Source organism: Aestuariibacter salexigens DSM 15300 (assembly GCF_000429145.1).
In the GTDB taxonomy this organism is placed as follows: Bacteria; Pseudomonadota; Gammaproteobacteria; order Enterobacterales; family Alteromonadaceae; genus Aestuariibacter; species Aestuariibacter salexigens.
Genome location: NZ_AUBH01000006.1, coordinates 193,871 through 219,788, shown reverse-complemented (window position 1 = coordinate 219,788; position 25,918 = coordinate 193,871). Strand labels below are relative to the sequence as shown.

Annotated in this window: 24 protein-coding genes; 19 read left to right on the top strand and 5 right to left on the bottom strand. The window is 48.9% G+C overall.

Annotation, left to right across the window (positions count from 1 at the left end; all coding sequences use genetic code 11):
* Positions 1-5: 5 nt before the first annotated feature.
* Entirely contained in the window at positions 6-1,355 is a 1,350-nt protein-coding gene (gorA, locus tag G441_RS0111295; protein ID WP_026376451.1) for a glutathione-disulfide reductase, read from the bottom strand.
* 144 nt (positions 1,356-1,499) lie between these two features.
* Here gorA and prlC point away from each other — a divergent pair, with 144 nt between their 5' ends.
* From prlC to G441_RS0111265, 6 genes are all read left to right on the top strand, one after another.
* Positions 1,500-3,539 (top strand): oligopeptidase A, encoded by a 2,040-nt coding sequence (prlC, locus tag G441_RS0111290; protein WP_026376450.1) that lies wholly within the window; start codon positions 1,500-1,502, stop codon positions 3,537-3,539.
* Positions 3,536-4,228, top strand: a complete 693-nt coding sequence (locus G441_RS0111285; protein ID WP_026376449.1) for a DNA-3-methyladenine glycosylase I — start codon at positions 3,536-3,538, stop codon at positions 4,226-4,228. The genes prlC and G441_RS0111285 overlap by 4 nt, the downstream gene beginning before the upstream one ends.
* 72 nt (positions 4,229-4,300) lie before the next feature.
* Positions 4,301-5,098: a bifunctional demethylmenaquinone methyltransferase/2-methoxy-6-polyprenyl-1,4-benzoquinol methylase UbiE gene (ubiE, locus tag G441_RS0111280; RefSeq protein ID WP_051275550.1), complete on the top strand. Its 798-nt coding sequence runs from the start codon at positions 4,301-4,303 to the stop codon at positions 5,096-5,098.
* Positions 5,098-5,748, top strand: coding sequence for a ubiquinone biosynthesis accessory factor UbiJ (locus G441_RS0111275; protein WP_026376447.1), 651 nt, complete (start codon positions 5,098-5,100; stop codon positions 5,746-5,748). The genes ubiE and G441_RS0111275 overlap by 1 nt, the downstream gene beginning before the upstream one ends.
* The gene (gene ubiB / locus G441_RS0111270) at positions 5,745-7,391 is read left to right on the top strand and encodes a ubiquinone biosynthesis regulatory protein kinase UbiB (RefSeq protein ID WP_026376446.1); all 1,647 of its coding nucleotides are present in this window, start codon (positions 5,745-5,747) and stop codon (positions 7,389-7,391) included. Before G441_RS0111275 ends, ubiB begins: the two co-directional genes overlap by 4 nt.
* A 63-nt stretch (positions 7,392-7,454) precedes the next feature.
* Complete coding sequence (locus tag G441_RS0111265) at positions 7,455-8,417, top strand: S41 family peptidase (protein WP_026376445.1); 963 nt, start codon at positions 7,455-7,457, stop codon at positions 8,415-8,417.
* A 106-nt stretch (positions 8,418-8,523) separates the two neighbouring features.
* Here G441_RS0111265 and G441_RS0111260 read toward each other — a convergent pair whose 3' ends face one another.
* On the bottom strand, positions 8,524-9,855 hold the full coding sequence (locus tag G441_RS0111260; protein ID WP_026376444.1) for an amidohydrolase: 1,332 nt from the start codon (positions 9,853-9,855) through the stop codon (positions 8,524-8,526).
* 68 nt (positions 9,856-9,923) lie between these two features.
* Entirely contained in the window at positions 9,924-10,892 is a 969-nt protein-coding gene (locus G441_RS0111255; RefSeq protein WP_156896354.1) for a hypothetical protein, read from the bottom strand.
* A gap of 194 nt (positions 10,893-11,086) precedes the next feature.
* Here G441_RS0111255 and tatA point away from each other — a divergent pair, with 194 nt between their 5' ends.
* The 10 genes from tatA to G441_RS0111205 all read left to right on the top strand — a co-directional run bounded on the left by tatA (position 11,087) and on the right by G441_RS0111205 (position 19,736).
* Positions 11,087-11,320: a twin-arginine translocase TatA/TatE family subunit gene (gene tatA, locus G441_RS0111250; protein ID WP_026376442.1), complete on the top strand. Its 234-nt coding sequence runs from the start codon at positions 11,087-11,089 to the stop codon at positions 11,318-11,320.
* Positions 11,320-11,619, top strand: a complete 300-nt coding sequence (tatB, locus tag G441_RS0111245; protein WP_026376441.1) for a Sec-independent protein translocase protein TatB — start codon at positions 11,320-11,322, stop codon at positions 11,617-11,619. The genes tatA and tatB overlap by 1 nt, the downstream gene beginning before the upstream one ends.
* Positions 11,616-12,362: a twin-arginine translocase subunit TatC gene (gene tatC / locus G441_RS0111240; RefSeq protein WP_026376440.1), complete on the top strand. Its 747-nt coding sequence runs from the start codon at positions 11,616-11,618 to the stop codon at positions 12,360-12,362. The genes tatB and tatC overlap by 4 nt, the downstream gene beginning before the upstream one ends.
* The gene (locus G441_RS0111235) at positions 12,359-12,934 is read left to right on the top strand and encodes a hypothetical protein (protein WP_026376439.1); all 576 of its coding nucleotides are present in this window, start codon (positions 12,359-12,361) and stop codon (positions 12,932-12,934) included. Before tatC ends, G441_RS0111235 begins: the two co-directional genes overlap by 4 nt.
* Positions 12,935-12,936: 2 nt before the next feature.
* Positions 12,937-13,761 carry a TatD family hydrolase gene (locus G441_RS0111230; protein WP_026376438.1) on the top strand — a complete coding sequence of 275 codons (825 nt, stop codon included), beginning with the start codon at positions 12,937-12,939 and terminating at the stop codon, positions 13,759-13,761.
* Positions 13,748-15,643 (top strand): sensor domain-containing diguanylate cyclase, encoded by a 1,896-nt coding sequence (locus tag G441_RS18550; RefSeq protein ID WP_051275549.1) that lies wholly within the window; start codon positions 13,748-13,750, stop codon positions 15,641-15,643. The genes G441_RS0111230 and G441_RS18550 overlap by 14 nt, the downstream gene beginning before the upstream one ends.
* Complete coding sequence (hemB, locus tag G441_RS0111220; RefSeq protein ID WP_026376437.1) at positions 15,640-16,638, top strand: porphobilinogen synthase; 999 nt, start codon at positions 15,640-15,642, stop codon at positions 16,636-16,638. The genes G441_RS18550 and hemB overlap by 4 nt, the downstream gene beginning before the upstream one ends.
* Positions 16,639-16,746: 108 nt before the next feature.
* A complete protein-coding gene (locus G441_RS19330) occupies positions 16,747-18,939 on the top strand; it encodes an ATP-binding protein (protein ID WP_051275548.1) in 2,193 nt (730 codons plus the stop codon).
* Between the two features lie 127 nt (positions 18,940-19,066).
* Positions 19,067-19,519, top strand: coding sequence for a hypothetical protein (locus G441_RS0111210; protein ID WP_156896353.1), 453 nt, complete (start codon positions 19,067-19,069; stop codon positions 19,517-19,519).
* 1 nt (position 19,520) lies between these two features.
* Positions 19,521-19,736: a helix-turn-helix transcriptional regulator gene (locus G441_RS0111205; protein ID WP_051275547.1), complete on the top strand. Its 216-nt coding sequence runs from the start codon at positions 19,521-19,523 to the stop codon at positions 19,734-19,736.
* 13 nt (positions 19,737-19,749) lie between these two features.
* On the opposite strand, the gene G441_RS0111200 is transcribed toward G441_RS0111205, so the two are convergent.
* Both G441_RS0111200 and rhlB read right to left on the bottom strand, forming a co-directional pair.
* The gene (locus G441_RS0111200) at positions 19,750-21,261 is read right to left on the bottom strand and encodes a Ppx/GppA phosphatase family protein (protein WP_051275546.1); all 1,512 of its coding nucleotides are present in this window, start codon (positions 21,259-21,261) and stop codon (positions 19,750-19,752) included.
* A 6-nt stretch (positions 21,262-21,267) separates the two neighbouring features.
* Positions 21,268-22,554, bottom strand: coding sequence for an ATP-dependent RNA helicase RhlB (gene rhlB / locus G441_RS0111195; protein WP_026376433.1), 1,287 nt, complete (start codon positions 22,552-22,554; stop codon positions 21,268-21,270).
* A gap of 99 nt (positions 22,555-22,653) precedes the next feature.
* Here rhlB and trxA point away from each other — a divergent pair, with 99 nt between their 5' ends.
* The 3 genes from trxA (at position 22,654) to G441_RS0111180 (ending at position 25,917) form a co-directional block, all read left to right on the top strand.
* Positions 22,654-22,980: a thioredoxin TrxA gene (gene trxA, locus G441_RS0111190; RefSeq protein ID WP_026376432.1), complete on the top strand. Its 327-nt coding sequence runs from the start codon at positions 22,654-22,656 to the stop codon at positions 22,978-22,980.
* 238 nt (positions 22,981-23,218) lie between these two features.
* Positions 23,219-24,484, top strand: a complete 1,266-nt coding sequence (rho, locus tag G441_RS0111185) for a transcription termination factor Rho (protein WP_026376431.1) — start codon at positions 23,219-23,221, stop codon at positions 24,482-24,484.
* Between the two features lie 143 nt (positions 24,485-24,627).
* A complete protein-coding gene (locus tag G441_RS0111180) occupies positions 24,628-25,917 on the top strand; it encodes an amidohydrolase (RefSeq protein WP_026376430.1) in 1,290 nt (429 codons plus the stop codon).
* Position 25,918: the final 1 nt, after the last annotated feature.

Genomic DNA, 25,918 nt, shown 5'->3' with positions numbered 1-25,918 from the left:
CGGCTTTACGACATCGTGACATATTCTTCAGCCGACGTAGGGTGAATCGCCACACAGGCATCAAAATCCGCTTTAGTCGCGCCCATCTTAATTGCTACGGAAAACCCTTGCAGGATCTCATCCATGCCATGGCCAATACCGTGCAAGCCCACTACTTTTTCATCAGGACCTGCACAAATGAGTTTCATTCGTGTGACCTGACGATGGCGGGTTACAGCGGTATACATGGCACCGAAACTTGAACGGTATACTTTGATGTTACCGTGTCCGTACTTTTCCTCTGCTTCCGGCTCTGAGAGGCCAATTGTGCCAATCGGTGGATGGCTGAATACGACGGTTGGTATGGTGTCATAATCCATCTTGGCATCGGGTTTATTGTTAAACAGCCGTTCCGACAACAGTCTCCCCGCTTTGACGGCAACAGGCGTAAGCGCGACTTTGCCGATGTTATCTCCTACTGCATAGATTCCTGGCACGCTGGTGTTCTGATATTCATCAACTTTGATATTGCCCCAACGATCTCGCTCTACACCAATATCATCGAGGCCGATGCCATCGGTCATCGGCACCCGACCAATTGCCCATATGACACAGTCAGTATCTATGTTTGCGCCGTTAGTAAAATGGATTGTCAGGCTGCCATCTGCATTTTTATCGATTCGCTCTGTTGCACAATGGGTATGGAGGTTCGGACCTTCATCGGCCATCACTTCCATCAGTGTGTCGTATAGCATGGGGTCAAAATTACGTAATAGTGCGTGCTTGCGCACTACCAGATGCGTCTCACTGCCGAGTGAATGCATCACGCCCGCCAATTCAACACCGATATACCCGGCGCCGACGACAACGACCCGCTTGGGCTGTTCTTGTAAGGCAAAAAATCCATCCGAGTCTATCCCATATTCAGCACCCGGCACGTCCGGGATCATCGGCTTGCCGCCAGTAGCAATAGTGATGTGGGGCGCCGTGTATCGCTCGCCATCGACTTCGACAGTGTGTTTGTCTACAAATTTTGCGAAACCTTTGATGAGGGTAACCCCATTGTTGTTCAACACATGGTCGTAGGATTGATGAATTCGGGATATATAGGCTTCGCGGCTTTCAACCAGAGTATTCCAGCTGAATCCATTTACCTCGAGGTCAAATCCATAATCCGGTGCATAGCGATTAATCGCCTCGGCGACCTGTGCGCCAAACCACATCGCTTTTTTAGGTACGCAACCTACGTTGACACAGGTACCTCCAATCGCCTTTGCTTCGATAATCGCAGCGCGTTTACCATAACGTGCTGCGCGATTGGCTGACGCTATGCCGCCGCTTCCGCCACCGATACAGATATAATCGAATTCTTTCATGAATGATGTTCCCGAGTATTCGTGCGTTATTTGTAGTAAATAATGACATCGATAAAAGTGACTTACCAGCCGTTAAAGCGCTTGTGTTTTGACTCATCACCCTTATGTTTAATGCAGATCAAATAATTAAGTACAAGGCGATTCATGAGTAATAATCCACTGACCGATCTTAACGGCCTGCCACGTTTCACGGATATTCGTCCTGAGCACATACAGCCAGCCGTTGAACAAGCCATTGAGATGTGTAAACAAGCGATAGAGAAGGCAGTTTCTGGTGACTCAATCAGCTATGAGAGCATCGTAGAATCGGTCGAAGAAGCGGACGACAAACTGAGTCGCATATGGTCACCGATCTCACATATGAACTCAGTAGTGAGCAGTGAACCACTTCGTAAAGCCCATGATGCCTGCCTTCCTCTATTATCTGAATACGGTACCTGGGTAGGTCAGCATCAAGGTTTGTACAATGCTTATAAAGCGTTGACTGAGTCTGACACCTTCGCATCGCTTGATGAGGCAAAGCGCAAAGTGGTCACCAATGCACTGCGGGATTTCACTCTGTCAGGCGTGGCATTAGAGGAAGATAAGAAAAAACGTTTTGCACAAATCAGGGCGAGACTGTCGGATCTTGCCTCGACCTTCAGTAATCAGGTCATGGACGCGACCATGGGCTGGCAAAAACATATTACTGACGAAGCGCTGCTGTCAGGCATGCCGGAGTCTGCTCTGGCTGCCGCTAAACAGGCCGCACACAGCAAGGACCTGCAGGGATGGCTGTTCACTCTGGATATTCCCAGCTATTTGCCAGTGATGATGTATGCTGACAACCGCGAGTTGCGTCAGGAAATGTACTTTGCCTACACCACAAGGGCATCAGATCAGGGACCTAACGCAGGCAAATGGGACAACGGCCCCATCATTGATGAAACCCTGGCGCTCAGACACGAGCTTGCACAGCTGCTTGGATTTGATAATTACGCAGAGTATTCTCTGGCCACCAAAATGGCAGATTCTACGCAACAGGTTGTTAGTTTTCTGACCGATCTGGCCACCCGTTCGCGTCCTCAGGCGCAAAAAGACTACGAAGAGGTCGCCGAGTTTGCCGAGCAAGTTGCTGGAATTTCAGACCTTCAAGCCTGGGATGTCGCCTATTTTAGCGAGAAACTTAAGCAGCAAAAATATGCCATTTCCGACGAAATGCTGCGTCCTTACTTCCCGAAGGACAAAGTGATTGCGGGTCTGTTCGGTGTAGTGAATCGACTCTACGGAGTAAACATTACTGAGCGAACCGACGTTGATACCTGGCACAACGATGTGCATTTTTATGACATCCAGGATGCTCAGGGTAGTGTACGCGGCAGTTTCTATCTTGATTTGTATGCCAGGGCGCACAAGCGCGGTGGCGCCTGGATGGACGAATGTCAGGTTCGCCGAATAACAGCAAACGGAGAGTTACAACGACCTGTCGCTTATCTGACGTGTAACTTTAATGGTCCTGTAGGGTATACACCGGCGCTGTTCACCCACGATGAAGTGATCACGCTATTCCACGAGTTCGGTCACGGTATTCACCATATGTTGACTAAAATAAGTGTTGGCGGGGTGTCAGGTATTCATGGTGTGGCCTGGGATGCCGTCGAATTGCCCAGCCAATTCCTGGAAAACTGGTGCTGGCAGGACGAAGCATTGGCATTTATTTCAGGACACTATGAAACGGGTGAAGCGTTGCCACATGATTTGCTGGAAAAAATGCAGGCCGCACGTAACTTCCAGTCAGCGATGCAAATGCTCAGACAACTTGAATTCAGCCTGTTTGACTTTCTGCTACACAAGGATTACCAGCCTGGTATGGATGTGCAGACACTGCTCAATAAGGTTCGTGAAGATGTTGCGGTGGTCACGCCACCATCGTTTAATCGGTTCCAGCACAGTTTTGGTCATATTTTCGCGGGGGGCTACGCTGCAGGATATTACAGCTACAAATGGGCAGAGGTATTGTCTGCTGATGCATTCAGTCGATTTGAAGAAGAAGGCGTGTTTAATGCCAAAACAGGACAGGACTTTCTGCATAACATTCTTGAAATGGGTGGCAGTCGCGAACCAATGGAGTTATTCGTCGCATTCCGCGGACGAGAGCCAAGAGTGGATGCACTGCTGCGCCATTCAGGTATAGAAAGCGCATGAGTCGGGCCGAACCTTTCAGCAAGATCTACCAGCGCGCCAGTCAGCGCAAGGGGGGAGATGGTGTGCTTGAGTCTTTGCTGGGGGCGCCGTTGACTGAGCAGCAGTTAGCGCGCGTCGGTGATGATCGCTTTCTGGCAGAATTTACCCGCAAGGTGTTTCAATCGGGCTTTGTGTGGCGCATCATTAATCAAAAGTGGCCAGACTTTGAGCGACTGTTTTTCAATTTTGATATTGAGAAAGTGTTGCTGATGCCCGACGAAATGCTGGAGCAGCGCGCTCAAGATAAAAGTATCGTGCGCAACTTCAACAAGATTAAAACCATTCGTGATAATGCCCTAATGATTGATGATGTCCGCAGTCAGCACGGCAGCTTTGCGCAGTTCGTTGCGGCGTGGCCAGGCACAGACATTGTTGGTCTATGGGAGTACCTGAAAAAGCATGGTGCCCGACTGGGCGGCAACACCGGACCGTATGCCCTGCGATTTGTTGGCAAAGACACCTTCCTGCTCAGTAAAGACGTGGTGGATTATTTCCGTCAACACAACCTCATCACAGGATCTGAGCGCAGTAAATCGAATTTAGCCACCATTCAAAAGCAATTTAACGATTGGCAGCAGCAAAGCGGCCGTTCGTTGCAAGCCATTAGTCAGGTCGTAGCATTCAGCTGCGGTGATAATCACGTTAACTGAGTGACATCGCCAGACTGTTCGTGACAGGCGATTTTCGCTAGACTTGCCGGCAAACAAAGTACGGAAATGATAATGCGCGACGACAATTCGCCTGCATCTGATGTGTCACCAGGTGCTAACCAGGGCCAGCAGGAAACGACTCACTTTGGCTTCAAGCAGGTTGACGCTTCTCAAAAAGCGTCATTAGTGGCTGGAGTCTTTGATTCTGTGGCAGCGAAATACGACGTCATGAATGACATGATGTCCATGGGGATCCACAGACTATGGAAACGCTATACCCTCGACTGCAGTGGGGTTAGGGCGGGGCAGCACGTGCTGGACCTGGCGGGTGGTACAGGCGACCTGGCTGCCAAGTTTTCCAAGATGGTTGGCGCTACCGGCAAAGTTGTGCTGGCAGACATTAATGACTCCATGCTGAAAGTAGGGCGCGACAAGCTTCGCGATAAAGGGCTGGTTAGTAACCTTGAATATGTGCAGGCTAACGCCGAAGCCCTGCCGTTCCCGGACAATTCCTTTGACTGCATTACCATTGCATTTGGTTTGCGCAATGTGACAGACAAAGACAAAGCGCTGGCATCAATGTTTCGCGTGTTAAAGCCTGGCGGTCGGTTGCTGGTGCTGGAGTTTTCCAAGCCCACCAATGACACGTTCAGCAAAGTGTACGACTGGTACTCATTCCACATTTTACCCAAAATGGGGCAGGCGATCGCCAATGACAGCGAAAGTTATCAGTATCTGGCCGAGTCTATTCGTATGCACCCGGATCAGGAAACCTTAAAAAGCATGATGGAGAACGTCGGGTTTGATCAGGTGACCTATCACAACATGACCGGTGGGATTGTCGCGCTGCATCGCGGGTTTAAGTTTTAATGCCAGCCGCACAGCTTGCTTGTGCAGCGATTGAAGCTGTACTCAATGCGCTGATTTCATTCGATCGCAGTGCAACCTCACGGGGTAAAGCGCTGCAAAGTAAAAGGGTCGGCGTGACACTGGCAGAATCTCCCTGGCCGCTGGCCTTCCAATTTGACGCGGATGCGCCGTTGACCGTGAGGGTTCATGAGCGCGTCGATGATGACAGCACGCCGGTGGACTGCGAAATTTCATTGTCTATTAGTACGTTAAGCGAGCTAAGCGACGCCAGTCAGATAACAGGTTTAATCAAACAAGGCCGTCTCAATGTTGATGGTGATATTCAGGTGGCTCAGGCATTCAGCCAGTTGCTCGGTGAACTGGACATCGACTGGGAAGAGCAGCTTGCGTCTCGGACCAACGATGTGTTCGCCCATCAGTTATTTTCTAGCGTAAAAAGTGCTGCCAACGGCTTTTCCCGAGTTGCCACCTCATTACACAATACTGTAAGAAATGCGGTTCTGGAGGAAAAGCCCATTGCCGCGCATCCCATTGCTATTGCGCATTTTTCAGACCAGGTAGATGCGTTACGGCAGGATACTGACCGCTTAATGGTACGTCTCGAACAGCTCGAAAACTCAGCAAACTCGCCACAGGGCAAAAACGCATGAGACTGTGGCGGCTATACACGATTAACAAAATCGTACTTGAGCACGGTCTGGATGAGTTAATTCCAGATAAGTGGTTACCCTGGTATGCGCGCCTTGGCCGGGCCTGCATATTCTGGTTACGCAATAAGCACAAGGATAAACCGGTTGCCGTACGTTTACGTCTGGCGTTGCAATCGTTGGGTCCGGTATTTATAAAATTTGGCCAAATGCTGTCTACCCGCCGTGATCTGCTTGATAAAGACATGGCAGATGAGTTGGCGATGTTGCAGGATAAAGTCCCCCCTTTTGCAACCGCACTAGCAAAAGAGATCGTCAAAGCGTCGTTGCAGCTAAAATATCTCGAAGAAGTCTTTGCTGACTTTTCCGAACAGCCGCTCGCGTCGGCGTCCATTGCTCAGGTACATACGGCAACGCTGAAAGCGACAGAGCAGCAAGTCGTCGTCAAGGTTATTCGTCCTTCTATCAGACACACCATAGAAGCCGATATTGAGCTGTTGCAAGCTATCGCCCAGGCGGTGCAGGCCTGGTTGCCTGATGGTAAGCGGTTACGCCCTGTAGAGGTGGTTGAGGAGTATCGCAAAACCATTATTGATGAGCTGGATCTGCGTCGAGAGGCAGCCAATGGTATCCAGCTAAGGCGTAATTTTGAAGATTCTCCAGCGCTTTATGTGCCCGAAATCTATAGCGAGTTTTGTCATACCAATGTCATGGTCATGGAACGAATATATGGCGTGCCCATTTCTGATATTGCCACCCTGAAGCAGCGGAACGTGGATATGAAAAAACTTGCTGAGCGGGGCGTAGAAGTCTTCTTTACGCAGGTTTTTCGCGACAGTTTTTTCCATGCCGATATGCATCCGGGCAATATTTTTGTCTCTATTGCTGATCCGCAGGAACCACAATACATTGCCATTGACTATGGCATTGTTGGTACCCTCAATCGTGATGATAAACGCTATCTGGCAGAAAACTTTATCGCGTTTTTCAACCGGGATTATCGCAAAGTGGCGGAGTTACATGCAGACTCAGGCTGGGTGCCGTCAGATACCAATATCGATGAATTTGAAGTGGCTATTCGTACTGTTTGCGAGCCGATATTTCAAAAGCCGCTGGCCGACATTTCATTTGGGCATGTACTGCTGCAGCTTTTCAATACCGCGCGACGCTTTAACATGGTGGTGCAGCCACAGCTTGTGCTGTTACAGAAAACATTACTCTATATTGAAGGCTTGGGCCGCCAGCTCTATCCACAACTAGATTTGTGGCAGACGGCCAAACCATTTTTGGAAAACTGGATGAAACAGCAAGTTGGCTTTAAGGCCATGTATAAAAAAGTCTATGAAAACCTACCCTATTGGTCAGAAAAATTGCCTGAAATGCCAGACCTTCTGCATGACAGTCTGAGGCAACTTAAACAACTCCCGGAACTTCAGCAAAAGCAGTTTGAGTTGCAGCAACAACAGCAAATGCGCGCGCAAAAGGGACTTTGGTATACCCTCGCTGGCTCTACCATGCTGCTGATGTCAGTGATGGTGTGGGCGCTGACTGAACATCGTGAAATAGCCGTCATTATTGGTGCTGTTGGTCTGTTGGGATGGGCTATGGGCTGGCGAAAAAGTCATCCGTCACCGAGGCACGATTAGTCATCTGAAACGAATGGTTGTGCATACAAATCAATAAAACAGAAACACGCGAAGCAACGTTACTTGAAAACTTTCTTACCAACTATCCTGACATTACTTTTTTCTGTTAGTGCTTACAAAATCGCTTATGCAAGACAGCCAGCATTTCAGTTACAACACGAAGAAGTGGTTGAAATCGTGCAGAACACCGCGAGTGAGTTTGAGACGCGTTATCTTTTTCCTGATAAAGGCGAGCACGTCGCAAGGTTACTGCGAAAGAAGCTTGCCGCCGGAGATTTTGACCAGGCTTTTGATTTTGACCGACTTAAACACAGTCTTGAAGCAACCGTCATTCGCACAACTAACGACAGTAATTTCGAACTCGTTAAAAGGGAGGCGCTCGCAGATACACCGGATGATGCTGATTCACAGCAAGTTAGCGTTATAGATGCGCAGATACTGGATAACAACGTTGGCTATCTGACGTTGAAAGGCGACTTTGTATTTAATGAATCTAAGCAAAGCATTACGGCAGCTTTCCGACACATCACTGATGTTAACGCATTGATCCTGGATGTCAGAGATGTTGGTCTGGGTAACGTTGAGCTGACGCAACATCTGATAAGCTTTTTTACCGCACCCAACACCCATCTTGCAGACATTCATTTTGGACATGGAAATAAGAGGCCGTTAGGCTCATTGGAAATACAAGGCTTTACCTTCAAGAACAGAGAGTTGCCAGTTTTCATACTGACGTCTTCATTTGTCTCCGGTCCCTGGGAGCTGCTTGTTTACACACTTAAAAAGTTAGAAAAGGCCACGATTGTCGGTGAAGACACTATGGGGTTGGGCATTATGACAATACCCACCACTGTTAGTGAACATACGAGTATTTTTCTCTCTTATGCTGAGATCAAACTAGAGTCAACAGGTGATAATTGGCAGACGTGGGGCGTTGTTGCCGACTACCAAACATCTGCCGATGCGAGTTTTGAACTGGCTGTTAAGCTTGCACATGAGATTGATAAACCAACGACATCCGAATGAGCTTTTTTGGGTGAACCAGCCTGAAATAGCGTGTTTGGTTACACCCTCCGTCGAACGTCCGCCTATGCGGACGTGACATGGCGATTCTTTGTTTGCGTGGTAGGCGTTATTGCAAACGCCCCATAAGGTCAAGTAGCGCGGTTACCGTGGAATCGACAGCATAAGCAACGGATTCAGGTTCGACCTTAAAAAACGGGGAGTGATGAGAAGGGATCTTATACTCACCTTTTTCCTGCGCCTGGATATCTTCACTACTGGCTCCACCCACTGACCAGTAAACGCTTGGAATATCGAAGCCGGTGACGAAGAAAGGAAAGTCTTCAGCGCCCATGCCCTCGTCAGGCACTGATACAACATATTGCTCACCGTATTGCTGCTGCCAGCGCAGCGTTAACCGCTGAGTCAGTTCCCCGTCATTTATCTGAGGAGGCGTATCTTCATCCTTGGAAACAATTACTTCGGGCAATTTATCTTCCGGCATTCCGGCAACTCGCCCCATATTCTCGGCAATGCGTTTGATGCCCTCAAGGATGGTCTGCTTGGTTTTCGGGGACGTGTAGCGGGTAGTGATTTTCAGATGAGCACGGTCTGAAATAACATTATGTTTAAAACCGCTATTAAATGCCCCCACGGTAACGACGGCTGGTTCTTTCGGACCTATTTCACGCGACACCAACGTCTGCAGCGCCATAACGATTTGTGAACCCAGTACCACAGGATCTATGCCACCTTGCGGATAGGCGCCATGGGTACCCTCACCGTGAACAATGATATCAACACTGGTAGAGCCTGCTGATATAGGTCCTGAACGTACGTCGATTTTGCCCATTTCCACTTCAGCAAAGACGTGCAGAGCGAGCGCAAAGTCGGGCTTGTCAAACTTCTCCCACAGGCCGTCTTCAATCATCTTGCGGGCACCCATAATGCGCTCTTCGGCGGGCTGCGCGATCAGCATCAGCGTACCTGACCATTGGTCTAAATGTGATGCCATATAGCGGGCAGTACCAACCAGACCTGTGATATGCACATCATGGCCACAGGCATGCATTACTGGGCGAACTTCCTTACTGATGGGGTCAAGCTGTTCAGCCTCTGACATGTAAGACAGACCACTATCTTCTTTGACAGGAAGCCCATCCATGTCGCCACGCATCATTACCGTTGGACCGTCACCATTTTTAAAAATGGCAACCACACCGGTTTCACCAATACCCTCGTGCACGTCAAAGCCCAATGACGAAAATTCCTTTGCTAACCTGGCCGCAGTGTTCACTTCGCCCATTGATAGCTCTGGATTCTGATGAAAATGCACAAACAGGGGTTTGAGGTAGTCCTCATAGTCTTTGCTAACGGCATCTCTGACCGCTGGTGCAGCGCATACTGAGAAAGTAACAAGACTAAAAAACAATGAGCTGGTGAGGCGAACAAAGATAGACATGGTGCCAAATCCCTATGGAATTATTATGTAGAATGTTCAGCATAGCTGAAGTGTGGGAAAAGACCCTATTATCTTCCGTAGTAGTATTCAAAACGCATGCCCAATCCGAAAGACGGGGCAAAATCCTCTTCCCTCAGCCACAAAACAAAGGGCTCGACTTCGAAATACAACCAGTCGCGAATACGGTTGTCACGCCAGCGTGCAGATAGATAAACCTGCTCGACCTGATAACTGGGTTTATTCAGTCCTTCGGCGGAAAAGGTGAAAATCAGTGCAGAGTGAGAGGTGAGCTGTTCAAGCCTCTGTAATTCGTGGGTCCAAATCCAATGGTTTTCGTCATCGCGAAAGTACAGCTGATTGCGAAAGCGAAATGCGCTACGTGCATCATGGTCATGTTCATAGTTGAATCGTAGTCGTGTGCCAAAGCGGTCACGAGTGTAATAATGAAGCTCTGCCTCGTAGACGAGTCGGGATGACGGCGAGAGGCGATAGTCGTCTCGATAGCGGACTCTGTAAAACAGCTGGTCGCGTCGACCGGCACCAATACGCTGGGAAATTTTGGCGTCTGGAGTGCTGCGAAAGCGCAGTGCAAGGTTGGCTGAATCGCGCCTTTCAAGTGCGTCGTTTCGAGCGGCGGCAATGGAATCTGCAGGCTGATCGTCTTCATCATCAGATAGCAAAAGATCTACCCGATCTTTCAGAGCAGGTAGTTTGACGCGAATGCGGAATCGCAGATCAAATTCTGCAATGTCGCGCGTACGAGGCTCCCAACCAAGCCGGATCCTTCCCTCAGCCTTGGCATCTTCGTTATTGAAGGTGTCTTCATCAGCAAAGAAATTATCCAGTTGCTGGGCGGTACTTGTGAAAGCATCAGACACGCTACGGTGCCAGTTGTCGAGCCACACGTTTTCTTCCTGAGGGGGTTTCTGAGTGTCTTTGGATTCATCCTCACTGGTTTGTTGCGCAAGCGCTGCGGAGCACATGAAGCAACACATCAACATTGTGGCCATCAACATTGTCGCAGTGGATAAATGCATGAATTTCCGCAGTTAGGGATCCTTACCCAAAGCATGAATTGAAATTTCAGATTGATCAAATTGTTACGTGAATTTGCTCACTGATTTACCGGATTAAGATTATCGATTTATAATGGCGTATAAACATGGTTTTCGCCCAGCATTTATCGTTGCAATCAGATATAGTACAGGGCAAACGACATTAAGGAGTCGCTATGGGTGGCATCAGCATTTGGCAATTGTTAATCATATTCGCCATTATTCTTTTATTATTCGGCACCAAAAAATTACGTTCGCTGGGCACAGACTTGGGCTCAGCAGTAAAAGGTTTCAAAAAAGCAGTAAGCGATAAAGACGCTGATTTTGAGGAATCTAAGAGCGTCGAAGACAAAACGTCGCCATCGACTGAACAACCACAGAAAAAGACTGAACAAAAAGATCCGCAGTAATGTTTGATATCGGCTTCTGGGAACTGCTGGTCATTGGGGTTCTGGCACTGCTGGTGCTGGGGCCTGAGAGATTACCTGGTGCGGTGCGTTCCACAGTGCGTACGCTGCGAAGCGTGCGTAATATGGCCAATGGCTTCAAACAGGAAGTCGAAGAACAGCTGCGCGTACATGAACTGCATGAGAACCTGAAAAAAGCGGAACAACAGGGGCTTAAAGACCTGTCTCCTGAGCTTCAGGAAAGTGTAGATGAACTTAAAAAAGCGGCCGAGTCCGTTAACCAGCCCTATAAAAAACAATGACTGATCAGGCAAGTAGTTTGATTTCGCACCTCATCGAGCTGCGAGATCGCATTTTGCGGGCGTTACTGAGCGTGCTCGTGGTGTTTTTATGCCTGGCGTATTTTGCTCACGATCTCTACGATCTCTTGTCTGCACCGTTACGAGACGTTCTGCCTGAAAATGCCAGTATGATTGCGACAGATGTGGCAACACCCTTTTTCGCGCCGTTCAAACTGACGTTGGTGTTGTCATTTTTTATCGCCATCCCCTACGTGCTCTATCAGATTTGGGGATTTGTTGCGCCCGGCTTGTACCGCAATGAAAAAAAGCTGGTTGCGCCTTTGTTGGTGTCAAGTACGCTGCTGTTTTATGCAGGCATGGCATTTGCCTATTTTGTGGTATTCCCCATCGCGTTTAGCTTTTTCACCGGTATAGAATTGAACTCCGTTGTGATTAGCACAGATATCAACAGCTACCTCAATTTTGTATTGAAACTGTTTTTTGCGTTCGGCATTTCATTTGAAATTCCCATCGCGATTGTGTTGATGTGCTGGACCGGTATGACAACTGCCGACAGTCTCAGGCAAAAACGGCCTTATGTGGTCGTCGGCGTTTTTGTGGTGGGCATGCTGCTTACGCCTCCCGACGTCATCTCACAAACACTTTTAGCTATCCCGATGTGGCTGCTATTTGAACTGGGGCTGATCATCGGGGGTCTATATGCCAGAAAAAAACCAACAGACGAACAACAGGAAGTACCATGAATAAGAAACATGTTGTCCATGCGCTTAACGCCAGTGCGATACTGGCTATTGCCATGGTGTCAACGACAGCTGCCGCTAAAACCTTATCCGACGCCATTGCCGAATGCGGTCGCGTTGAAAACAGCTTGAAGCGTCTGGTTTGCTATGACCAGGTGGTAAAAGATATGCAGCAATATTCAGGGCTTGATGAGGTCGTTTCTAAGGGGATACCCGCCAGACCAGCCGCACCGGCGATTGCTAACGCGCAGACGGCGGCGCCGCAAGCGGCGGTGAACAGCCCGGCACCAACAGCATCAACCCCAGAAAATGCGGAGGATACGTTCGGCAAAGCGATTGTTCGTCCTGATGCTGATATTGAACGTTTGTACTACGAAGTCGCTGACGTTGATATTAACCGCAAGAAGCGTGCAACCGTGACCATGACAAATGGCCATATCTGGAGGCAGACAGATTCTGGTTCATTTCGCGTAAGGGAAGGCGAAAGAGTCTACGTTGAACGCGGCGCGATGGGGGCATTTTATCTGAGTAAGGATGATGTGAATCGTCGCATGCGAGTTGTTCGCGCCAATTAACCATGCAGGCCAACGCGCAACATGAGCAAGGCTGGTTTGACTGCGGCGTAAATCTTATCGATGAACGTCTCGAACCAGCTTCTGTGCTTGTGCAAAGCCGAACAGCTAACGTTAAATACCTGTGTGTGATTGCCACTGATCTTCAACATGCCCAGCACGCAGTCAATCTTTGTGAACAATATCCTGAATCACTGGTGTGCACTGCCGGAGTCCATCCACACTATGCGGATGGATTTACGGCGCAATCAGCCGAGCAGATACGCCAACTGGTAGCGTCTCCACATGTTGTTGCGATTGGTGAGTGCGGTTTGGATTTTAATCGCAATTTCTCCAGTCCCGATAATCAGAGACAAGCGTTTGAAGTGCAGCTTGAGCTTGCCTGTGAACTGCAAAAACCGGTATTGCTGCACGAGCGCGATGCATTCGATGAGCAATATCGTATGTTATCCGGCGTGATATCATCACTGCCCGGTGGTGTGGCCCATTGCTTTACCGGTGATACTGGGCAGATGACCGCCTATCTTGAGTTGGGACTGTATATCGGTATTACAGGCTGGCTATGCGATGAAAAGCGCGGTCTGGCACTGCGGGAAGCCGTGCACAAGTTACCGCTTGAGCGTCTCATTCTTGAAACTGACGCACCCTACCTGTGGCCAAAAACACTGCGACCAAGAAAACGAAACAATCATCCAGCTAACATACCGCATATCGCTGAACAGCTATCTGCACTGACTGGGCACAGTGTAATGGATATACAGCAGCATAGTTGGCGTAACAGTCTGACGTTGCTGGGCAAGCCTGGGTGGGGTATCAATGAAACTGCCTAGTTCCAAAGATGCGAGTCCATACTGGCTACTGCTGACAGTGGGCTTGGCTGCCCTGGTATTCTTTGTGAGCCTGACGGTGATGGGCGAACGTCAGATTAACCCCATGCAGATATTTGATGTCGACATGGTTCAGGAACAGCAGGCCATGACGCTTTCCGACGTGATGGGATTACCGGGATCACGCTGGCAAGATACCGAAGCCGATTTGTCCTTCGGCATGAATGATAACGCGCACTGGTTTAGATTCACGTTGCCCAACCTGAAAAAAGAGCAACACATACTGGAGGTGGGTTACAGTCTGCTGGATAGTGTGAGCGTGTGGTTTGTGAGTGACGGCGACATTCTTACGCAGTATCACAGTGGTGATGCACAACCGTTTTACGAGCGGATGATACCGCACGAAAAATTCTTGTTCCCTGTGCCTCAAAACCACTCGTCAGTGGACGTTTATCTGCGAGTCAAGACCAGTGGAACCCTACGTGTACCTTTATTTTTGTGGACCGAAACCGATCTGCTGGTGGATTCCTCTGAGCACAATCTGATTGTCGGTATCTTCTTTGGTTACATGCTGGCGATGGCATTGAGTAATCTGTTTTTCTTCGTTACCACGCGTCGGGTCAGTTTTATTGTGTACTGTGGTTATGTGGCGTCTTTAGGACTCACGCTGGCGGTATTGCATGGTCTGGCATTTAAGTATTTATGGCCGGAGGCGATATGGCTGCAGGGCAAAGCTGTGGCTATCTTTGCCAACCTGGTGATCATGTTTGCCATCATCTTCACCTATCATTTATTGCAACTGAAAGAAGTCAGCCCGCTGATCTACAGGGGTATGCGCTATTTGTTAGGCGTATTTGCGCTCAATTTGTTGGTGGCACTGGTCATTCCGTACAGCATTCAAATAAAACTGTTCATGGTACTACTGCTGCTCGCAGTCAGTATTATCTTCGGAGTGGGGCTATGGCTATCTCTTCGTGGGCTGGTGATGGCGCGATATTTCACACTGGCGTGGAGCATTTTGCTGGCAAGCGGTTTTATTGCTGCGCTGGAGAACTCAAATATTATTGATCTCGCCATTCCCAGCCAGTATCTGCTGATGATTGGCGCCAGTATTGAAACCTTGCTTTTGGCACTGGTGCTGGCCATGAGTTACAGCCAACAGCGTGATGAGTTGTTTGCTACACAGGAGCAGGCATTAGCCCAGGAAAAAGCGGCGCGCGTGGCGAAGGAACGTCTCTATGAAGTTGAACAAAGCGCGCGAGACGAGCTTGAGTACAAAGTTCAGGAACGTACGCTGGAACTGGAAATTGCGCTGCGTGAACTGTCTGAAGCCAATCGGGAACTGGAGCGTAAAAATACCCTGGATCCTCTGACTGGCATTAACAATCGCCGCTTTATGGATAAGCGTTTACAGGCGGAAACGCGACGAAGTCGCAGAGAGCAGACGTCTCTGTCGCTGGTCATGTTGGATATTGACCATTTCAAACCCATTAATGATAACTATGGGCATCAGGTGGGCGATGAATGTATCAAGTATGTCGCTAGTTTGTTAAAGGAAAACCTTAAACGCAACAGTGACGTCGCCTGTCGCTATGGCGGTGAGGAATTTGCGTTAATTTTGCCAAATACCGATCTTGAAGGTGCCGTGGCGGTGGCCGAAAACATCCGCATGGCTTTGCAAGCCAGGCCTGTAAATGTAGACGATGTAATAATTAATTTGACATTAAGTGCCGGTGTGGCCAGCTGCGTGATCCAATTTGAGGGCCAGGAACAAAGTCTGCTGCGAGTCGCCGACCAGTGTCTTTATCAAGCTAAGCAACATGGCCGGAACAGGGTCGTTGCAGACAGAATTCAAGATCCCAAAGATAAACAGGAAAACCAATGATTTCATCCCGTTACCCGCTGCACAGACCACGACGTCTGCGCCGCAGTGCCGCACTTCGAGACATGGTGCGTGAGTACACATTAACTCCGGCAGATTTGATTTATCCAATGTTCGTTGTGGAAGGTAAGGCGCGCACAGAATCTGTGGCCTCGATGCCAGGTGTAGAACGGGTGTCGATTGATCTCCTGCTTAAGGAAGCGGAACAGTGCCTGTCTTTGGGGATCCCTGCGTTGGCATTGTTCCCGGTCACGCCACCAGAGTTAAAAACAGAATGTGCGTCACAAGCCTTTCATGAAGATGGATTGGCACAGAAAGCGGTACGTGCGTTAAAAGAAACGTTTCCAGAGCTGGTGGTTATTACTGATGTAGCGCTGGATCCATTCACCTCGCACGGACAGGACGGGTTGCTGGATGACAGCGGTTATGTGATGAACGATGAAACCTGTGAGGTGTTGGTTAAACAGGCGTTGTCTCATGCCGACGCCGGCGCAGATATTGTCGCACCCTCCGACATGATGGATGGCCGGGTAGGACTGATTCGCCAGGCGCTGGAAACTAGCGGCTTCAAGAACACCTGTATCATGGCATATTCTGCCAAGTATGCCTCTAGCTACTATGGCCCGTTTCGTGATGCAGTCGGCTCTGCCGGGAATATTAAAGGTGGCAATAAGTTCAGTTACCAGATGGACGTCGGTAACAGTGATGAAGCCTTGCGTGAAATTGCCCTGGATATCGAAGAGGGCGCGGATATGGTTATGGTTAAGCCTGGTATGCCGTATCTGGATATTGTACGTCGCTGTAAAACCGAGTTCGGCGTGCCGACGTTTGCTTATCAGGTCAGCGGTGAATATGCCATGCATCAGGCCGCATTTGCCAACGGCTGGCTACAACCTGACGCGGTCATTTTGGAATCATTGCTGGCATTTAAACGCGCCGGCGCAGATGGCATTTTAACGTATTTTGCCAAGCAGGCGGCGATGCTGCTGGCTAAGTAAGTTTGCCAGACTTTTTATTATGCTAGACTGCTTGTCGATATTTCTCTTACGGGTAGTGACGACTTGCTATCGCATCGTCTCAAACTTGCATCACCAAGTGGTATATTTATGGGGTTGCTGTTGCTGCTTGCGATGGTTTTTGCCCAGACAGCCCAGTCACAACAGCAGCACGAATACGGCATCATTCTGGTGAACTCGTTTAACGAGTCTGATTTCGAAGCCAGAATGATGTATCGTCTGATGGCGGATATTTCTTCAGACGATCGTGTACTTGTTCTCACTGTACCTCCTTTTTATGCAGACTCAGTAGACGCGTTGGGAGATGAGGTCAAGCAAGTCACGCTGGAGAGTTTTCGCTACCAATTGCAAAGTATTATTCCGGAAAATATTGACGCGTCATTTTCTCGCATCGTTGCCATCGGACGTCATGCCAGTGTGTTTTTGAATAGCAATACGTCGCTATTACCTTCCACACAACGCTATTTTTTACACATCGACTGGCAGCCGACGCGAGGCACCTTGATCCCCTCTGATTACGAACCTACTGAGTCTTATCGACAAATAATGTCGGTGTTTCCAGGCACCAAAGACATTGTGTTTATTCACGGCTCGCAGGAACTCGAGCTGGACCAGGGACTGGTCGAAAACTTTATAAATAAAGCGCCCGAGGGAGTGAAAGTTCACTACCTTAATCCAATGTTACGCCCAGAGCAGGCGTTATCTGAACTACAGAAGATGCCTGCGCAAACGCCGATTATTTACATAAATTACAAATCATTTGAGCGAAATTGGGAGACGGTGCACAACTGGTTGGTAACCCAGGAGCGCTTCCCAATCTTTACGATATTTGCGCACAATGTTGCCCGATACGCTGGCGGTGCCGTGGTAGTGCCTGAAAAACTGGCTGATACAGCAGTCGCGTTGGCCCGTGGCGAGGACTTTCCGGTCAATCAAAATCCTGTCATAAGCTTGCAGTTTAATGCTCAGCAATTGCAAAAATGGCACTTGGATGAAGACGCGCTGCCCGCCGATGCTGAACTGGTTAACCAACATCCATCAGTTTTCTCACGCCAGACTGTCTTGATGATTGTGATCTTCTTTCTCGCGGTCATCTTTTTCATGGCAGTCGTTATGCTGTATAGAACGCGTCGTCATGCTGCGGAGTTAGCAAGCGCTGCAGAAGTAGCAAACAGTGCCAATCGAACTAAAGGTGAGTTTCTGGCAAACATGAGCCATGAAATCAGAACACCCATGAATGGTATCTTAGGCACGCTTCAGATTTTGTCGCGTTCTGAACAAGATGCCCAGTCACGAGACATGATAAAAAAAGCGCTATTATCAGCGAATTCTTTACTGACCATCATCAATGATATTCTGGACTACTCGAAAATTGAGGCGAATAAGTTATCACTGGAAAATGTGTCTTTCTCAGTGCGTGATGTCGCTGAATCAGTCCTATCCGATGTTAGCTTGAGCGCGTCATCAAAAGGATTGGCGATCCATCTTTTGATCGACGAAAGCTTTGTTGACGGTTGGCTAGGGGACCCGGTAAGGGTCAGACAAATCTTACTGAACCTGATGTCAAACGCGATAAAGTTCACAGCGCATGGGAGTGTAACGCTTTCACTAGACGCTGTGCGTGAGCGTGATGATTGTGACGCTATTCGTATGTCAGTGACGGACACAGGCATTGGCATGGATAAAGACACCCAGCAGAGAATATTTGCACGGTTTAGTCAGGCTGATACGTCCACGACGAGACGATTTGGCGGCACGGGGCTGGGAATGTCAATCACGACCAGTTTGGTTGAGATGATGGACGGTACTCTTCAGCTCTTCAGCGAACCGGGGCAGGGGACAACCGTAACCATAACCCTGCCACTCACCCAAGCGACAACCGCGTCGGAAGATGTTCAGAGCGAACATATGAGCGCCCCCGACATGTCAGGCAAGCGTATTCTTATTGCTGAGGATAATGATATAAATCAAGCAATCATTGGCTCAATGATGGAGGCGACCGGCGCTACGCTAGACTTTGTCGTCAACGGTAAGCAAGCGGTGGAAGCCTGCCATCAGCAAGTTTACGACCTTGTCCTCATGGATATACAAATGCCAGAGATGGACGGCACGCAGGCCCTTTCTTTGATTAAACCCGACCACCCTGAGCTGCCGGTCATTGCGCTGACAGCAAACGTTATGAGTGAAGAGGTAGCAAGCTATTTGCAACTCGGGTTCGCTCATCACATTGGCAAGCCCATCGACACCAACATTCTCTATTCGACGCTAAGACAATACTGCTGAGCGAGTTGATGTCAAAAATATTTGACATGTTTGTGGCATAAGACTACGCTTACAAATGTAAAAAATATTTGACATGGTGTCGAGAAAATCATTCATGGGGATTGTTATGGGTTATAAAGAGAAAAGTGTGGCAGCGTCGTTGCTGCTGTCTGTGATTATACTTGCGGTGTATCTCTACGATGTGTTGCATTTAGTCAATGCAGGACAACTATCGCAGTCTGCACTGATGGGCGCTGTGGTTAAAATGGTGTTATTGAGTTTGATCCTGGAAGTCGTCACACATTCGGTTTTGGCTGGCCTCAATGCCAAAGAAGCCGATCGTGGAGACGATGAGCGCGACAAGTTAATTGCGCTTAAATCTAACAGGTGGGCATATGCTGTGTTGACCAGCGCAGTGTATATTTCAATTTTCTTTATCTGGCTGAACAGTGTCGCGCCAGAGCGTGCAGTACAAACACCTTTCATATTTGATGATATTGAATTTGTTTACAGTATTTTGCACTTACTCTTGTCAGGCTTTATTTGCGCAGAAATTACGCGCTATGGGACGCGTTTGATTTATTATCGCAGGGGTGCATGAGGTGAGTGCGCATATTACCAATGCCATTCGAAAGCTGCGCTTTGAGCATAATGAAATGACTCAGCAGCAGCTTGCAGACGCAGTTGACGTGTCCCGCCAGACCATCGTTGCCATCGAGAAAGGCAAGTATTCTCCGTCCCTCGAAGTGGCGTTTAAGATAGCTCGACAGTTCGACAAAAGCGTTGAAGAAGTGTTTTTCTGGCAGCAGCAAGGCTAACCGGGATACTGCGCTACTGACAGTGCAGTTTCCAGCCAGCTTTGTGTTGTAGCCACGTTTCATTGGCGAGTTCTGCGTCAATCAACGGGTGTGCTTTTAACCAGCCATCCGGAAACGTTAGCGTCCAGTCAGTGTCATTGATGCTTAGCGTTACCTCTGGGACATGGTTATCCTGACGGCGGATACACAGCATGCAGGCAATACGTAAAATTCTGACCAACCCAATCATTTGTGCTTTCACTTCTTCGTGGTAACGGTCGAATAAGGCAACATCTATTTCCTGGCGATGGTTCTGTACCAGGTCACGAATGCCTTCCTGCTGCAGTTTTGTATAACCCGGCAGGGGCAAATGAGTGAGAATGTAAGCGCCGTGCAGATGGTACTTTTTGTATTCGATATGCAACCCGGTTTCATGCAGTAGCGCGGCAGCAGCCAGTACCGCATCCGTGTCGAAATTACAGACATTGGCCTGAGCACACATTTGTCTGCACAACGTCTGTGCTATCTCATTGACCCGCTTAGCATGGTCGATATCGATGTGGAATCGGCGCATCGCGTCAGTTAGGGTGAGCTGCCGACGATCGTTATCCTTGAGATTATCCAGCATCCCGTAAATCAGACCCTCGCGCAGGGCGCCGCCTGAGATGTTCATATCCTTGATCTGCAGTTGTTCAAATAAAGCGATCAAAATCACCAGGCCGCTGGGAAAAATGGGCCGACGAGATTCCTCAAGCCCCTCAATGGACAATGCATCAATATGGCCACAATCGATACACTGCTGCTTGAGAATATTCAGATAATTGAGACGGATAGCATCACTGATCCCCTGTGCCACTAGTATTTCAAGTACCGCCTGTGGGGTACCCGATGCGCCAAGGCAGTTTTGCCAGTCAAAAGCCAGAAAATCGTCTTTAATTGGCAGTAAATGCTCGACTGCGGCGCGATGAGCGCGTTCAAAATTGTCGACACTGAGCTGACCATCTGGGAAATAGCGCTCCATAAACGTCACGCAACCCATCTCCAAACTCACTAGTCGCAAAGGCGTCATGTCATTGCCGACAATGATCTCCGTGCTTGCTCCACCGATATCGATGACCAGTGAGTTGCCCTGATTAGCAGACGTATAAGCGACGCCAAGATAAATCTGACGTGCTTCTTCTTCACCACTTATAACATGGATTTTGTGGTTCAGAATCTGTTCGGCTTTGCGCAAAAATACGTCGGCATTCGCTGCAATGCGTAATGTCGCTGTACCTACAACCCGAATATTTGAGGCGGGAATATCCTGCAGTCGCTCTGCAAACGTAGCAAGGCAGTTCCAGCCTCGCTGCATGCTGTCTTCATCCAGCACCATATCGGCATCAAGGCCAGCGGCCAGTCTGACTTTCTGCTTTACTTTGCCAATAATCTGAACGCTGCCCGCAGTGACTTTGACCACTACCATGTGGAAGCTGTTCGAGCCAAGGTCGACAGCTGCATATAACTCCTCTTGAAGCATCACAGAGCGAGGCGGCACGTTGCTCATCACTGATTAACGTCCGCGTCCATTACCACGATTATTGCCACCTCTTCCAGATGGTCTTCTGCCGCCACGGCCCTGAGGTTTGCCAGCAGTGTTACGTCTTCTGCGACGTGGGCTAGGGGCGCTGATGTCTTGCAACAATGCATCGTGGAAATAGTCGGTTACCGGGATGGCGTGGCCAATATAGGTCTCGATGGCTGGCAGATTTAACGCATATTTTTCACACGCAAAGCTGATGGCGTGACCACTCTTTCCTGCACGTCCCGTTCGACCAATGCGATGTACATAGTCTTCGGCGTCATCAGGCAAGTCGTAATTGAACACATGCGTCACTTTCTCGATATGCAGGCCACGTGCGGCAACGTCGGTGGCGACCAGAATGTCGAGATTACCCTGGGAAAAATCGTCGAGGATCCCCAAGCGCTTTTTCTGCGGCACATCACCGCTGAGCAGGCCCACGCGATGACCATCGGCGCGCAACCAGTCATTAATGTTTTCACAGCTGTGTTTGGTATTAGCAAAGACAATGGCTTTATCTGGCCACTCTTCTTCTAGAAGCGTAAGCAATAAGGCCATTTTGTCATCATCAGACGGATAAAAGAGCTCTTCTTTAACGCGACTGGCGGTTTTTTGCTGAGGCTCAACCTGCACATGTATTGGATTGTTCATGTGCTCATAGGCTAATTCCTGAACACGCATAGACAACGTCGCAGAAAACAGCATGCTTAGTCTTTCTGTAGGCGCTGGCATACGACGGAATAAATAGCGGATATCTTTGATGAAGCCTAAATCGAACATCCGATCGGCCTCATCCAATACCGCAACCTGAATATTCTTCAGGCTGAATATGCCTTGTTTGTAATAATCGATAATGCGGCCCGTGGTGCCGATGACAATATCGACGCCCTGTTCGAGAGTCTCCCGTTGACTTTGATAACCCTCACCCCCATATATCAAACCTAGGCTAAGTCCGCTGTGTTTACTCAACAATTCAGCATCGTTATAGATCTGTACGGCGAGTTCGCGCGTAGGTGCCATAATGATGGCTCTGGGCTGACCCGGTTCCTGCTGGGGGTTATTCAGCAGGTAGTGAAATGTGGCGACCAGAAACGCAATAGTTTTACCGGTTCCGGTTTGCGCCTGTCCGGCAATGTCGAGCCCTTCCAGTAAGTGAGGAAGGCTCATTGCCTGAATAGGGGTGCAATGGTTGAAGTTAGCTTCAGACAGTGCTTTGATGACGTCCCCGTTTATAGGCAGATCGCTAAAATGGGTGTCGGTTAAGTGAGTTGTTTGCATAGCTTATAGCTTATCAGTGCTTGCATTAAAAAACATTTTCTATATAACACTCATGTCCGCGCTGAAACAAATCAGTAACGGTTAAATTTGGAGAAACGAATGAGCGACAAAATTTCCGCGATATCTGACGATAGCTTCGAAGCAGATGTTATCAATGCTAGCGGTCCTGTATTAGTTGACTTCTGGGCCGAATGGTGTGGCCCGTGTAAGATGATCGCGCCTATCTTGGCAGATGTGGCTGACGAATTCGACGGCAAAGTAGCAGTTGTGAAGCTGAATGTCGATGAAAATCCGGATACCCCGTCTAAATTCGGCGTGCGTGGCATCCCAACTTTGCTGTTGTTCAAAGATGGCAACGTGGTAAATAAAAAAGTCGGTGCGCTGTCGAAAGCGCAGCTGCAGGAATTCCTGAACGAAAACCTGTAACTGATGTTGGCCCGGGTCTCCGCCGGGCCATCTCGTATCTAGCCGGCCCATAGCGACCTGTAGATAAAATACGGTAAGAAGCTAGACGGACTGATAATTTGGTGCTAACGTTACATCGTTCTTACCCGAACACCCCTTTTTGTAGTTCATACTCAAACCAGAGTTAATAAATAACAAGCCAAACCCTAATGGTAAATTTTGCTTTTTATAGCGAAGTTCAAGCACAAGACCCACCGATATGAATTTAACGGAACTCAAGAAAAAACCGATCAGCGAGTTGGTTGGACTGGCCGAGCAAATGGGCCTGGAAAACATGGCTCGCGCCCGCAAGCAAGACATTATTTTCTCCATACTGAAAGCACACGCGAAAAGTGGCGAAGACATTTTTGGCGATGGCGTGCTGGAAATTCTGCAAGACGGCTTCGGCTTCCTGCGTTCCGCCGATTCCTCATATCTGGCTGGCCCAGATGACATTTATGTCTCGCCGAGCCAAATCAGACGCTTTAACTTGCGCACCGGCGATACCATTTCAGGCAAAATAAGGCCGCCTAAAGACAGCGAACGTTACTTCGCGTTGCTGAAAATTAATCAGGTCAATTTCGATAAACCTGAAAACTCGCGCAACAAGATCCTGTTTGAAAACCTCACACCACTACACGCAAACCAGCGATTCCGCCTTGAGCGTGGTAACGGCAGTACCGAAGATATCACTGCCCGCGTGTTGGATCTGGCGTCTCCTATAGGTCGCGGACAGCGTGGTCTGATAGTGGCACCGCCGAAGGCTGGTAAAACACTGCTGCTGCAGAATATTGCACAATCAATTGCTGCAAACCATCCAGAATGTACGTTAATGGTGCTACTCATTGATGAACGCCCTGAAGAAGTCACAGAAATGCAGCGATTGGTGCAAGGCGAAGTCGTTGCCTCAACATTTGATGAACCTGCCAGTCGTCACGTTCAAGTCGCTGAGATGGTTATCGAGAAAGCCAAGCGTTTGGTTGAACACAAAAAAGACGTAGTTATTCTGCTGGATTCGATTACTCGTCTTGCACGAGCCTACAACACTGTGATCCCTTCCTCTGGCAAAGTGCTCACCGGTGGTGTAGATGCCAACGCTTTACACAAACCTAAGCGCTTCTTTGGTGCAGCCCGTAATGTTGAAGAGGGTGGCAGCCTGACAATCATTGCCACGGCATTGATTGATACCGGCTCGAAGATGGACGAGGTCATTTACGAGGAATTCAAAGGCACCGGTAACATGGAACTTCACCTTAATCGTAAGATAGCCGAAAAACGTGTATTCCCAGCCATTGACTTCAATCGCTCGGGCACGCGTCGCGAAGAGTTGCTGACGACCCAGGATGAACTGCAGAAAATGTGGATCCTGAGAAAAATTGTGCATGAAATGTCTGAAATCGATGCCATGGAATTTTTGATTGGTAAACTCTCCATGACTAAAACGAATAACGAATTTTTCGATGCGATGAAGCGTCAGAAGAGTTAAGACAGTTCGTTAGCACTCAATTTGTAAGCCGCTGCTATTGTCAGCGGCTTTTTTATACCAATGACCAATGGTTTGCGAGTTGTACTCGGGATAGGCTGGGCATACACTGAAAGGCTCAACTATAACGATAACGAGAGCAAACTATGAGATACCTCAGCCTTCTTGCCCTGCTAACTTTCGGCGCACTTGCCGATAATCACGAGTCTGTTGTTGCCCAAAAAGCCGATGCAATTGAATCCCAGGTGATCCAGTGGCGTCATCATTTCCATCAGTATCCTGAATTGTCCAACCGCGAGGTGAAGACCGCCGCGTATATAGAAAAATACCTGCGCGAACTGGGATTGGACGTGACCACCGGTGTTGCAATGACCGGCGTAGTAGGTGTGCTGGATAGCGGTAAACCTGGTCCAGTCGTGGCGCTGCGTGCCGATATGGATGGTTTGCCGGTGCTGGAGGATAACGACCTTCCTTATCGCAGTCGCGAACGTGGAGAATTCAATGGTAACGACGTGCCTGTCATGCACGCTTGTGGGCATGATACTCACATGGCGATGCTGATGGGCGCAGCCTCTATTCTTGTTGATATGAAGGACCAACTGCGCGGTCAGGTAAAATTTATTTTCCAACCTGCTGAAGAAGGATCACCAGAAGGTGAGCGAGGCGGTGCAGAGGTGATGGTTGAAGAGGGCGTTCTGAAGAATCCTGATGTGGACGCAATCTTTGGTCTGCACATCAGTGCAGATACCGATGTGGGCAAAGTACGCTGGCGTGAGGGTGGCATTATGGCTGCTGTGGACCCATTCAAAATTGTGGTGAAAGGCAAGCAGGCTCATGGAGCCTATCCTTGGCTTAGTGTTGATCCTGTTACGACATCAGCACAAATTATCATGGCATTACAGACCATTGTTAGCCGCGAGCTAAAACTTATCGACGATGCTGCTGTTATCACCGTCGGTGCTATCCATGGCGGTAATCGCTCCAACATTATTCCCATGGAGGTGGAAATGGTTGGCACTATTCGTACCCTGAATGAACAGGCACGTGAGCATATATACGAAGCGCTTCCGCGCAAGGTAAAGGGCATCGCTGACAGTATGCGCGCCACGGCAGAAGTCACGCTGCCACTTGATTACAATTATCCCATTACCTACAACGATCCGGCATTGATGAAAAAGATGTTGTCTACGCTCAATCGCACGGCGGGAGAAGAAAATGTTATCAACAGTAAACCGGTCACCGGCGCTGAAGATTTTTCTTTTTTCCAGGAGGAAGTGCCCGGCGTATACCTGTGGGTGGGAGGCAAACCTCTGGATGTGAAGCCTGAGGACGCGCCCGCGCACCACACTCCGGAGTTTTATGTGGACGACAGTGGCATGAAGTTAGGTGTTAAGTTGTTGACCAACCTAACGCTGGACTATATGCAGCAGCACTAGT